The 14,818-nt window shown below is 40.6% G+C and carries 13 protein-coding genes and 1 pseudogene; 7 read left to right on the forward strand and 7 right to left on the reverse strand.

Annotation, left to right across the window (positions count from 1 at the left end; translation table 11 throughout):
• From Q0N70_RS00005 to miaB, 5 genes and pseudogenes are all read right to left on the reverse strand, one after another.
• Window positions 1-988 (reverse strand): annotated as a pseudogene (locus Q0N70_RS00005) (hypothetical protein); the annotation flags it as partial.
• A gap of 122 nt (window positions 989-1,110) precedes the next feature.
• On the reverse strand, window positions 1,111-1,833 hold the full coding sequence (locus Q0N70_RS00010) for an amino acid ABC transporter ATP-binding protein (RefSeq protein ID WP_294011873.1): 723 nt from the start codon (window positions 1,831-1,833) through the stop codon (window positions 1,111-1,113).
• A complete protein-coding gene (locus Q0N70_RS00015) occupies window positions 1,820-2,488 on the reverse strand; it encodes an amino acid ABC transporter permease (RefSeq protein ID WP_013701699.1) in 669 nt (222 codons plus the stop codon). Before Q0N70_RS00015 ends, Q0N70_RS00010 begins: the two co-directional genes overlap by 14 nt.
• Window positions 2,489-2,503: 15 nt before the next feature.
• On the reverse strand, window positions 2,504-3,277 hold the full coding sequence (locus Q0N70_RS00020) for a transporter substrate-binding domain-containing protein (protein ID WP_294011910.1): 774 nt from the start codon (window positions 3,275-3,277) through the stop codon (window positions 2,504-2,506).
• Window positions 3,278-3,379: 102 nt separating this feature from the next.
• On the reverse strand, window positions 3,380-4,762 hold the full coding sequence (gene miaB, locus Q0N70_RS00025; protein ID WP_294011913.1) for a tRNA (N6-isopentenyl adenosine(37)-C2)-methylthiotransferase MiaB: 1,383 nt from the start codon (window positions 4,760-4,762) through the stop codon (window positions 3,380-3,382).
• A gap of 431 nt (window positions 4,763-5,193) precedes the next feature.
• Here miaB and Q0N70_RS00030 point away from each other — a divergent pair, with 431 nt between their 5' ends.
• Entirely contained in the window at window positions 5,194-5,553 is a 360-nt protein-coding gene (locus tag Q0N70_RS00030; RefSeq protein ID WP_013701702.1) for a glycogen-binding domain-containing protein, read from the forward strand.
• A 153-nt stretch (window positions 5,554-5,706) separates the two neighbouring features.
• Here Q0N70_RS00030 and folE2 read toward each other — a convergent pair whose 3' ends face one another.
• Together folE2 and folD are read right to left on the reverse strand one after the other, a co-directional pair.
• Complete coding sequence (gene folE2 / locus Q0N70_RS00035; RefSeq protein ID WP_013701703.1) at window positions 5,707-6,492, reverse strand: GTP cyclohydrolase FolE2; 786 nt, start codon at window positions 6,490-6,492, stop codon at window positions 5,707-5,709.
• Window positions 6,485-7,369, reverse strand: a complete 885-nt coding sequence (gene folD / locus Q0N70_RS00040; RefSeq protein WP_294011919.1) for a bifunctional methylenetetrahydrofolate dehydrogenase/methenyltetrahydrofolate cyclohydrolase FolD — start codon at window positions 7,367-7,369, stop codon at window positions 6,485-6,487. Before folD ends, folE2 begins: the two co-directional genes overlap by 8 nt.
• Window positions 7,370-7,573: 204 nt before the next feature.
• Here folD and Q0N70_RS00045 point away from each other — a divergent pair, with 204 nt between their 5' ends.
• The 6 genes from Q0N70_RS00045 to gap are packed head-to-tail and all read left to right on the forward strand — an operon-like array spanning window position 7,574 to window position 14,685.
• Complete coding sequence (locus Q0N70_RS00045; protein WP_273353578.1) at window positions 7,574-8,257, forward strand: TP0733 family outer membrane beta-barrel protein; 684 nt, start codon at window positions 7,574-7,576, stop codon at window positions 8,255-8,257.
• Between the two features lie 20 nt (window positions 8,258-8,277).
• Entirely contained in the window at window positions 8,278-9,474 is a 1,197-nt protein-coding gene (locus Q0N70_RS00050; RefSeq protein WP_294011924.1) for a hypothetical protein, read from the forward strand.
• 9 nt (window positions 9,475-9,483) lie between these two features.
• Window positions 9,484-11,907: an AAA family ATPase gene (locus tag Q0N70_RS00055; protein ID WP_294011927.1), complete on the forward strand. Its 2,424-nt coding sequence runs from the start codon at window positions 9,484-9,486 to the stop codon at window positions 11,905-11,907.
• Window positions 11,897-12,631: a tRNA1(Val) (adenine(37)-N6)-methyltransferase gene (locus Q0N70_RS00060; RefSeq protein ID WP_294011930.1), complete on the forward strand. Its 735-nt coding sequence runs from the start codon at window positions 11,897-11,899 to the stop codon at window positions 12,629-12,631. Before Q0N70_RS00055 ends, Q0N70_RS00060 begins: the two co-directional genes overlap by 11 nt.
• 8 nt (window positions 12,632-12,639) lie before the next feature.
• Window positions 12,640-13,569 carry a TIGR01212 family radical SAM protein gene (locus Q0N70_RS00065; RefSeq protein ID WP_294011933.1) on the forward strand — a complete coding sequence of 310 codons (930 nt, stop codon included), beginning with the start codon at window positions 12,640-12,642 and terminating at the stop codon, window positions 13,567-13,569.
• A gap of 48 nt (window positions 13,570-13,617) precedes the next feature.
• Complete coding sequence (gap, locus tag Q0N70_RS00070; protein WP_294011936.1) at window positions 13,618-14,685, forward strand: type I glyceraldehyde-3-phosphate dehydrogenase; 1,068 nt, start codon at window positions 13,618-13,620, stop codon at window positions 14,683-14,685.
• Window positions 14,686-14,818 lie beyond the last annotated feature (133 nt).

The following is a 14,818-nucleotide window of genomic DNA, read 5'->3' on the forward strand; positions in this document are numbered from 1 at the left end:
CGTCATAAAGAATTGCAACATCAGTAATCGCGCCGGAAACGCCTAGGTCTGAAACTGTCTTAGGAGAACCTATTGGCTCAAACACAAACGGACCGTCTCCAGAAATCTTTCCATATTGAAAATAGAAATTTGATAAATCTGTATAAGCCAAATATAAACTGCTACCTTGAACAGCAAAAGCCAATCCTATTTTTCCAGAAAAATCAATACCGCTTACTGCATTAATATTATTAACAGAAGAAATTGATGAAGGACTTTTATTCTTTGAAAGGCTAAGAATATCATTATTATAACTAGCAAACCATAATGCATCTTCAGTAGGATCATAATAGAGAGGATCTGTAAAGTAATATCCAAAATCAGAAATTTCTGCAATTTGCTCCTTTTTAGAATCAGCATCGTATCTATACAAAACTCCAGTTCCATTGTCATTGCTGCTTTTTCCTACACAATACCAATTTGATTTCAAATCTTCCACCGCACCAAAAGGCTCTCCGTAAAAATGACAAATATCAGAATCTTTTTCCGTTATAGAATCTTCTCTATAAAAATTGTATACAGAGCTTTCATACTTCCACAGTATATATCCGCTGTCCAGAATACTGCTTGCAAAAAGCTTAAGGGCAATTGAGCATTCCGCAGTTTCTCCGGCGGTAACTTTTATAGTCTCGCTTTTTCTTGCAAGAAGAACATCATTCGTGTCATAGGCTTCTACTTGGACTGTGTAAGTGGCTGGCTCAAGCTCGTCAAATACTATGTCCGCCCCCCCCGTCTCGGAAGTTTGAGTTTTTAAGTTTTCGCCGTCCAATAAAAGGGCTACTTTATATGTCTTTGCCTTTTCCTTGCTAAGAGTGTATGCGCCGCGCGAACCGCTTCCCGGAAGAGCAACACGGATTGCGCCGTCTTCTCCAGAAGAGCCTCCCATATTCATGCAGGAAGCAAGCAAAAACAAAAAAGAAACCAGCGCAGTAAAACCAAATTTTCTCATAAAAAACCTCCAGTGCTTATAAAGATATTATGATTCAAATTCGGACGGAAATCAAGTTTTTTGATTTAAATTACAAAAAAAATGGCCGCACAAAATGCAGCCACTGTCTAATAGAAAGTTTTTTATAAAATGCAGTTAAGGAATTTCTTTAATCTCTCGGACTTTGGAGAGTCAAAAATCTGCGACGGCGTTCCTTCTTCCGCAACGATTCCGTCTTCCATAAAAACAACACGGTCAGCAACTTCACGGGCAAATCCCATTTCATGCGTTACAACAACCATTGTCATTCCGCCTTTTGCAAGTTCCTTCATAACAGAAAGAACTTCGCCGACCATTTCCGGGTCAAGCGCGCTGGTAGGCTCGTCAAACAGCATGACCTTTGGCGACATTGCAAGGGAACGCACAATCGCAATTCTCTGCTTCTGGCCGCCGCTTAAAGTTGAAGGATAAACGTTCGCTTTGTCCGCAAGTCCAATCCGCTCCAAAAGTTCCATCGCTTTTTCATCCGCCTGATTTTGAGAAAGAAGCTTGAGCTTAACCGGCGCAAGAGTGATATTTTTTAGAACCGTAAGATGCGGAAAAAGATTAAAATGCTGAAAAACCATTCCCATCTGGCGGCGCACAAGATTTATATCCGCATTTTTGCTTGTGATGTCGTTTCCTTCAAAAAGAATAGAGCCGGAATCTGGGGTTTCAAGAAGATTAAGACAGCGCAGAAAAGTGGATTTTCCAGAGCCGGAAGGCCCTATTATTACAACTTTTTCGCCCTGTTTTATTGTCTGCGTTATGCCTTTTAGAACTTTCAGCTCTCCAAAGCTTATTTTCAAGTCTTTAGTCTCTATCACTTTTTGCCATCCTTTTTTCAAGAATCGAAAACAGCTTTGTAAGCCCAAGCGTAAGGCAAAGGTATATAAGGGCGCACGAAAGAAGCGGAATCCAGGCGTTGTAAGTTGCATTGCGAATCATGTCGCCGGCTTTTGTAAGATCCATAACAGCAATAAAGCTTGCCACGGAAGTTTCTTTTATAAGCACAATGAATTCGCTTGTGTAAGTAGGAAGAACTGCTTTTGCAGCCTGCGGAAAAATTATCATTGTAAGAGTCTGCCAGTAGTTCAGCCCCAAAGAACGACCTGCCTCCATCTGCCCGGAATCCACACCTTGAATTCCAGCACGGAAAATTTCTGTGCAGTAAGCCCCGGAATTTATTCCATAGGCAAGAGTCGCAACCAGCACACGGTCAAGCCCAAGAGGAGCAAAAACAACAAAGTAGAAAATCATGAGCTGGGTTGCCAAAGGTATTCCGCGGATAACGGTTGTGTAGATTTCCGCAACTATCCTCAAAACAGGATTCTTTGAAATCTTGAACAGCGCGAACACTGCTCCCAAAATCGTTCCGAGGATAATCGCGACAATAGCGATATAAATTGTAACTCCCAGTCCCTGCAGAAGCAAAAGCCACCGCTGCCCGGAAATAAGCGTATCGTAAATTGAATCAAACACAGCCGTCTCCAAAAACTACTTGCGGACTATAATAACCTGATTTGAAGTAAAGTACGGCTCAGAAAAATCCACGTTCTTTTTGCGCTCTTCTGTAACGCTCATTCCGGCAGCAATAAAGTCAATTGCTCCGCTAGAAAGAGCCGGAATCAGGCTGTCAAAAGACATATCAACAACTTCAAGAGACTGTCCCAAGTCCTTTGCAATTTTCTGTCCCATTGTAATGTCAAAGCCAACAATTTTTGTTCCTTCTACATATTCAAAAGGAGGAAATGCGGCGTTTGTTCCAAGCTTTACAACTTTTCCAGAAAGAACTTCGTCGCTAGGAATTTTTACAACTCCGTCAGTAGGCATAAAGGCGTTAACCAAATCTTCGTATCCGCCGTTAGACTTGAGAGCGGCAATGGTCTTGTTGATTGATTCCAAAAGGGAAGCGTTGCCCTTTTTTACAGCGATTGAATATTCTTCCTGCGCAAACTTTGAGTCCACAATCTTGAGTTTTTTGCTGTTGCGGGAAACAATCTGCTTTGCCGGAAGCTCGTCAAGAACAATAGCGTCAATCTGGCCGTTCATAAGGTCAAGAGCAGCATCCATTCCAGATTTAAAAGAAGAAAGCTTTGCATTCTTCAAATTTTCCTGAACATAAGTTTCGCCAGTTGTGCCGCCCTGAACGCCGATGCGTTTTCCGTCAAGATCTTCTATTCCTTTGATTTGAACAGACTTTTTCTTTGCGCTTACAGGAAGAACCATGCAAGCCGCCAATGCAAATGCCAAAACAACAGCTTTTTTCATAAAATGCCTCTATTTAAATTAAAGATTATGTTTCCATATCAAATCTGAAAACTCACATATTCTAGCAGTTTTTCAGTTGATTTTCAATTAAGAGCCGATTTTCTAGTGAACAAGGCCGCCCTTAAATGTGTTTCCGTTCAGACTGTCTATATGCACTTGCACAAATTTTCCGATTAGAGAAACCGGAGCTTCAAATGCAATGCGCTCGTTCTGCTCTGTCTTGCCCAAAAGCTCATTGGCGTTGTCGCGGCTTATAATGTCGGCAAGAACCTTTATGTTTTTTCCAACCTGCTTTTCCATCACTTTTCTTGTAATTCCAAGCTGAATGTCTATGATTTTCTGAAGACGCTCTTTTTTTACTTCAAGCGGAATCTGGTTCTGCATTTTTGCGGCGGGAGTTCCTTCACGCGGATTATAATAGTACATAAACGCGCTTTCAAATTCCACTTCCTTCATAAGAGAAGCCGCCTGCTCAAAGTCTTCTTCAGTTTCTCCAGGGAAGCCAAGCATGATGTCCGTTGTAAGCTGAATTTCCGGAATACGCTCTCGCAGTTTTTGAACAAGCAAAAGATATTGTTCGCGTGTATATTTGCGGTTCATGGCTTTTAAAATTGAATTCGAGCCGTGCTGAACCGCAATGTGAAGTCCGCGGCAAATGCGCTTTTCTTCCGCAATCACATCTATAAGCTCGTCAGAAAAATCCTTGGGATTGCTTGATTCAAACCGAATCCATTCAATAGGAGAATTTGTTTGCTCCAAATGGCGGCAGATTGTTTTTAAAAGGTTCGGAAAATTCATTCCGTCTGCGCCCTTGTAAGAATTCACGTTCTGCCCCAAAAGCGTTATTTCCTTTACACCGCGGCGGGCAAGCACATCAAGCTCATGCAGAATCTGTTCCACAGGACGGCTCACTTCCCTGCCGCGCACATAAGGAACAATGCAGTACGAGCAGAAATTGTTGCAGCCGTGCATAATGGGAACAAAGGTTGAAAACGCGCCTTCCTCATACGAAGTTTCCGCAAAAACGTAGACAGGCTCTTCGTCAGTCTGTATATATTTCTGGCCTTCCTCAACCGCCTGGATTATCTCTCCGAATTTATTTTTTGCAAATGTGCCCACAACATAGTCAACGCAAGGCCATTGCTTTTGAAGCGACTTTAAAAGACGTTCAGCCATGCAGCCCATTACAATCAAAGTAAGAGGAACCGCTCCGTTTTTCTGCACATATTCCGCGGCAATTTCCATGTTTCTTTTTTTTGCGTCGGGAGCGCACGAACGCACTTTCTTTAGCCCTGAAAAAAATCCTAGCCGCCCGAATATTCTTTCTTCTGCGGAACCGCGCACAGAGCAAGTGTTTATTACAACAAGGTCGGCAAGCTGAGCGTTTTCAGCCTTTTTCCAGCCGCGTGAAATTAAAATCTGTTCAACGGAAGCGCTTTCGGCAATGTTCATCTCACAGCCGTAAGTTTCAAAAAAATAAGTCATCTGCTCATTATAAAGAATAAACTGTCATTGCACAATTGAAAAAGATTGCATTTCCAGGGCAAACGCATTATAAATGTATTCAGCATAAAATTGCCTTTCAGACACGGTTTCCTGGTTCAAAATCGCGCAATAATGCGCTACACGCTGATTGTTGCAAAGTAACTATAGAATTGTCCGCTCATGCGGTCGCAACAATCAGAGTGTTTTTGCCCCAGAAACCGTTCCTTCGCGCAAACTTTACTTAAATTATTTATAATGCGTTTGCCCTGATTGCATTTCTACCAAAGCAAAAATACAACAAAAATATGATTTTTAAGTATAAAAAGTATACAATAAAACGGTTTTCATAATATTTTTACAAATTGTTTGACACAGACTTTTTGTCATTATAAAATTCGAAGCATAGATTGAAAATAAGGAGGAAATTTCAATTGAAAAAAATCTTAGCAATGGCAGCCGCAATGGCAATGTTTTCTGCGGCAGTTTTCGCTGATGTGGCTTGCAAAAAGCTCGACAATGGAAAAGTAGAAGTTACATTCTCATATTCACACCCGAGCGCAAAAAATGTTCTTCTTGCAGGCGACTTTACAAACTGGCAGTCTGGCGCAAAGACAATGAAAAAAGAAGGCGACACTTTTGTATACAGAAAAGTTGTTTCAGAAAAAAGCGTCCTTACTTACAAGTTCATCATAAACGGAAACTGGATGACAGACAAAAACGCTCCGGCAACAACAGATGACGGATTCGGCGGAAAAAACGGTGTTGTAGACGTAAAGACGCTCATAAACTAAAAGCCTAAAACATTGAAATGATTATCAAACGGGTTTCTTTCAGAAACATCGCAGGGTCAAGCCCGATAATGACAATGTTTTAAGTTTTCCCATAATAACATTAAAACCAAAAGCCCTTGTGCCGGAGATGCGACAATGCAGTTCCGGCATTTTTTATGCTTCACTAAATTCCGTGTAAGCGTAGGCATTGTGATTGTGAATGCTTTCAAAATTCTTGCATTCCACGCTGAACCAGCTGAAAGGCTTTTCGCTTTTTGAAAAATTCTTAAGCGCAATGAAAACTTCGCGCACAACATCTTCCACAAAACGAGGATTTTCGTAAGCGTGCTCGGTAACAAACTTTTCGTCCGGGCGTTTTAAAATGCTGTAAAGTCCGCCGCTTGCACTTTTTTCAACTTCCTCAATCACGTCTTCAATCCAAAACAGGCTTGAATTTTTTAGCTTTACAGTAACAATTCCGCGCTGGTTATGCGCACCGTACTGGCTGATTGCCTTTGAGCAAGGACACAATGTTGTAACAGGAATTTTAATTTTTATAAAGAAACTGCTAGAAGCAGAACTAACCTCCCCCTCGTAAGTGCATTCATAGCACATTATGCTTTCCGCATGGGAAACTGGCGCCTGCTTTTTCATAAAGAAAGGAAATTCCATTGAGCCGAACGCGCGCTCCGCATCGAGGCTTTTTCTGATTTCCTCAAGCATAAAAAGAAACTGCTTCATTCCAAGATTTTCCCGGTGGCGGTGGAAAATTTCTATAAAACGCGACATATGTGTTCCCTTGTAATTGTGCGGCAGATTCACAAAAAGATTCACTTTTGCGCACGTTTTCTGAGAGCCTTCCGCCTTGTCCAAAACCTGAACAGGATAGCTCAAGTCCGTAACGCCAACTTTCTGCAAGGGAATTTCGCGTGTGTCTTTTGAATTCTGAATGTCAATCATTTTGAGCCTTAAAATTTTCCGCGCTTTCCAAAGTATTGAAAATGAGCATTGCGATTGTCATAGGGCCAACTCCGCCCGGAACTGGAGTTATAAAGCCCGCGACTTCTTTTGCGCCTTCAAAATCAACATCGCCGCAAAGCCTGAATCCGCTTTTCTTTGTGGAATCGGGAATGCGGTTTACGCCCACATCAATTACTGCAGCGCCTTCTTTTATCATGTCCGCGGTAACTGTGTTCGGACGGCCGGAAGCCACAATCAGAATGTCAGCTTTTTTTGTGTAGTCCGAAAGATTTTTTGTTCCCGTGTGGCAAATTGTAACAGTTGAATTGAATTCTTTTCTGAGCATCAAAAGAGCCATCGGCTTTCCAACAATGTTGCTGCGTCCAACGACAACGACATTTTTTCCGCTTGTCTCAATGTTCATTTTCTTCAATAAAACGGTAATTCCGTTTGGAGTGCAAGGAAGAAATCCTTTTTCGCCGGTAACAAGCCTGCCCACATTCACTGGATGAAAACCGTCAACGTCTTTTTCTGGACTGATTGAATTTGTAACTTTCTTTTCGTCAATATGCGAAGGAAGCGGAAGCTGAACAAGAATTCCGTGCACAGTTTTGTCTTCGTTCAGTTTTTGAATCAAGGACAAAATCTCCTGCTCTGTGGTTGACTCTGGAAGCTCTATGCTTCTATCTTCCATTCCGGCTTCGGCAAGGGCCTTTCTCTTCCCTGAAACATAACTTACGCTCGCAGGATTGTTTCCCACAAGAATAACAGCAAGGCAAGGCGTAACTCCGCTTTTCTTAAGCTCCGAAACTTTTTTTGCAACATCGGCTTTTACTTCCGCGGCAATTGCTTTTCCGTCTATAATTTTTGCGCTCATCTGTAACCTTCCATTTTTTTGTTTTCTTTTTTATAAAGCATATGCAGAAATCCAAATGTCGCTAGATTGATAAAATCCTTGAAACCAAGTATAATTGCTTGGCGATATTCAAGGAAAAATCCATTTGAAAACTGCCTAAGCATAATATAAAAAAACAGAACAAATTACCATAGAAGAATTTGCTTTTATGTTAAAGGAAAAATTATGAAACGTTTAATTACGCTTTTGAGCGTAGGAATTATAGGAATTTACATTTCATCGGCACAGGCTGCGCTTCCAAAGACAACTTTTATGCAAAGCTCTCAGGATGAAAATTCAGGCGATGACAGTGATGACGGAGACGAATACACGGAAGACGACATCAGCTTTGATCTTGGAATGAATCTTCCGGGAGACCAATACATAAAAATTGCGCTTGGTCTTTGCCTTCCGTTGAATTTTCCAGACTTTGAAAGCACCATAAAAGGAGATTCGCAGCTAAAGCTCGGCGGAATTGGTTCTTTAGGCTACCACTACTTTTTAACTTCAAAAATGGCAATCGGATTCGATGTAAGCTTTGGATTCAATGTTTCGATTGGAAGCCACGTTTTCAACTATGTTCCATTTATTGCAGCGTTCACCTACCAGCCGGTTGCAGGAAGATTTGAATTTCCACTCACAATCGGACTTGGATTTGCATGGGAATCTTTCGGCGGAAAAAATTACTTTCCGGGGCTTGTTGTAAAACCGGAAGCAGGAGCAATGTTCCGCCTTACAGAAAGCTGGTCGCTCGGACTTGAAGCCTCGTATCTTCTTATGCCGCAGTTTTCTTCCTGGTACAATGACAATGCAGAAAACTTTGCAGGACAGTTTCTTACATTCAGCGTAACGGCAAGATACCATTTCTAATTTTTACAAAAGGAAAACAAATGAAAAAGTCAATTATAAACAGCATTTTTCTTTGCGCAGCTTTTGCCTGTCTTGTAGGATTTTCTTCCTGCCACGACGACATTTACGGCGCAATCAACAACGAAATAAAACTGAACTCAAGCGGCTTGCAAGGCGATATGCATTCAATCGTTCACTACAAAAACTACATCTTAACTTGCAACGGAGAAATTTTTTACAAGACAAATAAGCCTTCATCCGAAACAGGACTTCACAATGGGCAATGGAATAGCACAACTTCCCCTACTTCAGAAAAAGGCGACAACGGAATTCCTGCCACAACATATTTTCTTGCAACCGACAGTGAATATCTTTACGCGCTGACTTACATCTGGGTTGAAAATGACGACGGAGAAAACGAGCCAAAGACAGCGACAATTTACGCGACAAATTCAGATCCTGCAAACGGACTTGTCTGGACAAAAGTTGCAAACATCAGCGGCGGAAACTATTCTTTTGAAAACGCAAAAGTAATATTCGACAATAAATATTTTTCTGTAGCTGAAGACAATTCAGTTTCAATTGCAAATAGAGAAGCATACGCAAGAATCAGAGCTACATCCGGGAATGCTTACAAACTTTACAAATTGAACGGAAGCGTTGCCCCTGCAGAAGTTTCTAATCCAACTTTTATCGGCGAATCTGATGCAACGAACGCAATTTCAGCATGTTACTTTAATGGCAGCACTTATTTTTCAAAATACTATGGAATGTCTTCCAACGCAAACTGCCTTTATTACACAAAGACTTATACAAGAAGCAACAACGTAAGCACAAACTCAAGTCTTTACTATATAACAGCCTCAGATGCTACAGAGCAGTCTGTTGACCTTGATGCCGGCGGACTTCTTTCTATTGCCGCTGCAAAAGACTGTATTCTTCTTGGAACATCAAGCGGACTTTCAAGGGTTAAAATTAATGAAACAACTGGCATTCCAGATGGCGACACTTCAAGCATGAGAAGCAACGGAAATTCTGTAATTTCTGAATATGTGTTCATGGTTTTTGTTCTTAATCCGAATAAATGTGAAGGTTCTAACAACACAACTTTAGGAACAGATGAGTACGCGGCTTCGACTATTTACGGCTCAATACGCTCAAGTTCAGATTCCTGGGATGATGCCGGTCTTTACGCTTGGTATCCTGCAAAAGATGAATGGAACCGCGACGGAGACTAGCCTGAAAAAATGGATGAGCTTTTTTCCAACTTAAAAGATTCCCACGAGCCTCTTGCTGCCAGAATGAGGCCCAGAACTCTTGACGAGTACATAGGGCAAGAGCACATCGTAGGCAAAGGAAGACTTTTAAGAAGGGCGATTGCAGCAGACCAGCTTACATCTGTTATTTTCTACGGGCCTCCAGGAACAGGCAAAACAACACTTGCGCGCGTAATTGCAAACCACACAAGTTCAAATTTCATTACGTTGAATGCAGTTCTCACGGGCGTTGCAGATATTAGAAAAGCAATTTCCGATGCAGAAACTCAAAAAAATCTTTATAAAAGAAAAACAATTTTATTTGTAGACGAAGTTCACCGCTGGAACAAAAGCCAGCAAGACGCTCTTCTTCCCTGGGTAGAAAACGGAACTATAATTTTAATAGGCGCGACAACAGAAAATCCTTTTTTTGAAGTGAACAAAGCTTTGGTTTCAAGAAGCAGAGTTTTTCAACTCAAGCCGCTTACAAAAACAGATTTGCTCAACGCCGCAAAACAAACTTTGTCCGACACAGAACGCGGCTATGGAAAATGGAATGTTGAATTTGAAAAAGGCGCACTGGAACATTTAATCGAAACTGCAAACGGAGACGCAAGAAGCCTTTTAAATGCGCTGGAACTTGCAGTTGAAACAACTCCAAAAAAATGGCCGCCAAGCTTTGGAAGCACAATCTACATTTCAAAAGAAGCCTGCGAAGAATCAATTCAAAAAAAAGTTGTTCTTTACGACCGCGACGGAGATTACCATTACGACATAATTTCCGCATTTATAAAAAGCCTAAGAGGTCGAGATCCAGATGCCGCCTGCTACTGGCTTGCAAGAATGGTAAAAGCTGGAGAAGATCCGCATTTTATTTTTCGCCGTATGCTTATTTCAGCTTGCGAAGATACAGGGCTTGCAGATCCAAATGCAATTTCAATTGTTGAAAGCTGCGCCGCTGCCTTTGACAGAGTAGGACTTCCTGAAGGCAGATATTTTTTAACACATGCGGCTTTATATCTTGCAACTACGCCAAAGTCAAATTCCTCAATGGCATTTTTCGACGCCTTGTCTTCTGTTGAAAAAGAAGATGCTGATGTTCCAAATCATTTGCGGGACGCTTCAAGAGATGCGGAAGGATTCGGACACGGAGCTGGCTACCTTTATCCGCACGCTTACAAAGACCACTGGGTTGCCCAGCAATATTTGCCGGACACTCTTGTTGGAAAAGTTTTCTACACGCCATCAACTCAAGGCTACGAAGCAAAAATCAGAGAAGATATTCTTTCACGTAGGGAAGCACAAATCGCGTCAATTCTTGAAGATAGCGAAGAAAAAGATTCAGAGCAAATAAACGCAGTTTCTGACTGGTGGAAAGAAGCAGGACATTTTCACGGCTTAAAAAAAACTGGAGAAAATCTTACATACACTGCGGAAAATCCAAGAAAAAATTCTGCTCTTGAAAAAAGCGAATCACTTTGGCGGGCAAGACTTGAAACAAACAAGGCTCAGACTTTGCTTGGAATACGGAACGCAATGACAGATGCCGCCAGCATTTTAAGATTCCACAGATGCCTTGTTGCAAATGCAGATGACGCGCTTCTTTTATTCGACCTTATACGAAAAACTCCAGAGGGCTTAGTATGCGGAATATGCAGAACTCCAAACGGAATGCAATCTTTGGCACGCTATGCTTCAACACTTGAAGAACTAGACCAGCCAAAACTCTGCATAAAAAAAGATACGTTAAGAAATTCGATTGCTGTTTTTGGCGATATAGAATTTGACAGATTTTTTGCCCGTGATATTTTTTCCACAAAAGATGACATCGAAGAACTTTGCGTTTCTTTAAGCGACGGATTTTTTGGAACAGAAAAAATAAAGCGCGACATTTCCTTCAGCACAGAAGAAGTTCAAAACGGAACAAAAGAACTTTTTCCTTTCTTTGAAAAAAATGCGCAAGTTGTAATTTCCCAGAGAATTCCTTGTTCTGGCCAGCATTTGACAAAGCTGATTGAAGAAACACTTTTTAAAGATAAAACTGAAACTAAAGAAATAAAAAAACTTTTGCAAGAATCTGACCAGGCGGAAAAAGATTTTTTTGAAAATATTGCAAACCCGATTTTTTCATGGAATGAAGAAACTGTAAAAAATATTTTTGAGCAAAATAATTTCTCTTGTCTTTACAAGTCCACATTTATTTTAGAAAAGCGAAAAATCAGCGCACTAGAAACCGAACGTTGGTTTAACGCAGAAAATTCTTCTTACGGAAAATTTATAAAAGACAAACTGGGCAAGGAAAAATTCGAAAAACTCAAAGAACTTTTTATTCAGGCCGCGGAAAAAAATATTTTCAACTGGAAAACAAAAAATACAATTTTTATAATTTCAGCAAAACAAAAAAATGAATCTTAAAACTGGCGAAACAATAGAAAATCTCCATATAAAAACTCTTAGACTGATTCAAGGAAAAAAAGAATTTCGGTTTGGAATTGACGCAGTTCTTTTAGCTGACTTTGCGCGCACAAAAGGAAAATGCAAAATTTGTGATTTGGGAACAGGAACCGGAATAATTCCGCTTTTAATGTCTGAAAAAAATCCAGAGGCAAATTTTGACTGCATAGAAATTCAAGAAGAATCAGCAGACATGGCAAGCCGAAGCGTGGAGTTAAACAACCTGCAAGAAAAAATCAAAATATTCTGCGCAGACATAAAAGAGCCGTTTAAAGTTTTACAAAAAAATTCTTTTGACGCTGTTGTTTCAAATCCACCCTACATAGAAATTTCAAGCGGAAACACAAACAAAGACACGCCCCTTTCCATTGCGCGCCATGAAATTTTCTGCACGCTTGAAGACGTAATAAAAACCTCCTCTGCCCTTTTGAAATCCCACGGAAAATTTTTTCTGATTCACAAGCCTTTTCGCCTGCCGCAAATTTTTTCCTTGCTTGAAAAATATAAACTTGCGCCCAAAAGAATGAAACTTGTTTTTCCAAATAAAGAAAAAGAAGCTTCAATGGTGATGATTGAATCTGAAAAATGCGCAAAGCCTTATTTAAAAATAGAAAGCCCCATAATCGTTTACGGCGAAGATGGAAAATACACAAGCCAAATTGAAAAAATTTACGGACGAAACTAAAAATCAAAATGAGCTACAGAACACTCAATTCATATTTAAAAGAAAAATTCGGATGCAAAGTTTACAAGCTTTCACTTTCTACTGGATGCACTTGCCCAAACCGCGACGGAACAAAAGGAACTGGAGGCTGCACATTCTGCTCACAAGGAGGTTCTGGAGATTTTGCGACGAAACCAGCTCCAATAGAAATTCAAATTGAAGAAGCAAAAAAAAGAGTTGACTCAAAGTTTCCAAAAAGCATACCGTTTGAAAAAAGAAAATACATTGCGTACTTTCAGTCTTACACAAATACTTACACAGACAAAAACATTACAATAGAAAAACTCAGAGAAATTTTCTTTGGCGCAATCAGCCGGCCGGAAATTGCCGCGCTTTCAATTGGAACTCGCCCGGATTGCATTCCAGATGAAATTCTTGAACTTCTCCGTGAACTGAATAAAGTAAAACCAGTCTGGATTGAACTGGGGCTTCAGACAATCCATGAGCAAACTGCAAAAAAAATAAATCGAGGCTACACGTTAAAGGAATTCGAAAACTGTTTTTACAAATTGAAATCAGCAGGAATCGAAGTCATTGCGCATATAATTCTCGGACTTCCGGGAGAGTCAAAAGAACTTATGCTTCAGACTGTAAAATATCTTTCCGACTTGAATCCTAGGCTCAACGGAATAAAAATTCAGCTTCTGCACATTCTTGAAGGAACAAAAATGGCGCAGGAATACAAGGAAAAGCCTTTTAAACTTTTTGAGCTTGAAGAATACTGCGAATTTGTCTGCGAGTGCTTAAAAATTCTTCCACCTGAAATCGTAGTCCACAGAATAACAGGCGATGGTCCAAAAAAAATTCTGATTGCTCCGCTTTGGTCCGCGGATAAAAAAAATGTTTTAAATACATTGAAAAAGAACATAGAACGCTTTATTGACAATAAACTGCAATAGGAATAAAATAGTTATTATAGAATAATTTATTCAAGGAGTTAACTTACCATGGTTAAAGTTGCTATTAACGGTTTCGGCCGCATTGGTCGCCTTGCATTCCGCCAGATGTTTGAAGCTGACGGATATGAAGTAGTTGCTATCAACGATCTTACAAGCCCAAAAATGCTTGCTCACCTTCTTAAATATGATACAGCACAGGGTGGATTCATGGGAAAAATTGGTGAAGGAAAACACACAGTTTCTCACATTGATGACGTTCTTGCTGAAGACGGAAAAACTGTAAAAGAACCAGGTGCTATCGTTGTAGACGGAAAGAAAATCACAATCTACAAGGAAGCTAACGCTGCAAATCTCCCTTGGGGAAAAATCGGTGTTGATGTAGTTCTTGAATGCACAGGTTTCTATGTATCAAAGGCAAAATCACAGGCTCACATTGATGCTGGTGCTAAGAAAGTTGTAATTTCAGCTCCTGCTGGAAACGACCTTCCGACAATCGTTTACAATGTAAACCACAAAACTCTTACAAAGAACGACAACATCATTTCTGCTGCTTCTTGTACAACAAACTGCTTGGCTCCAATGGCTAAAGCTCTTAACGACTATGCTCCAATCCAGAGCGGAATCATGTCTACAATCCACGCTTACACTGGCGACCAGATGATTCTTGACGGTCCACAGCGCAAAGGTGACCTCCGCCGTTCACGCGCAGGTGCTCAGAATATCGTTCCTAACTCAACAGGCGCTGCAAAGGCTATCGGCCTTGTAATTCCTGAATTGAACGGAAAATTGATTGGTTCAGCTCAGCGTGTTCCAGTTCCAACAGGATCTACAACAATCCTTACAGCTGTAGTTAAGGGCAAAGATGTAACAAAAGAAGCTATCAATGCTGCAATGAAAGCTGCTGCAACAGAATCTTTCGGATACAACGAAGACGAAATCGTTTCTTCTGACGTAATCGGAATGAGATTTGGTTCTTTGTTCGATGCAACACAGACAATGGTTTCTAAGATTGCAGATGACCTCTATGAAGTACAGGTTGTTTCTTGGTACGACAATGAAAACAGCTACACATCACAGATGGTAAGAACAATCAAATACTTTGCAGAAAACTGCTAATTATAGCTAGTTTTTGAAGTGAAAGGGCATTCTGAAATATGGATGTCCTTTTTTGTTTTTAAAGTATTTGATTGTTCTTTCATATTTAATTTGTCGCAAACTCTTCGAGTTATGCTCCGGCACAATGCTACGC

This window comes from uncultured Treponema sp., from assembly GCF_945873775.1.
Classification (GTDB): Bacteria; Spirochaetota; Spirochaetia; order Treponematales; family Treponemataceae; genus Treponema_D.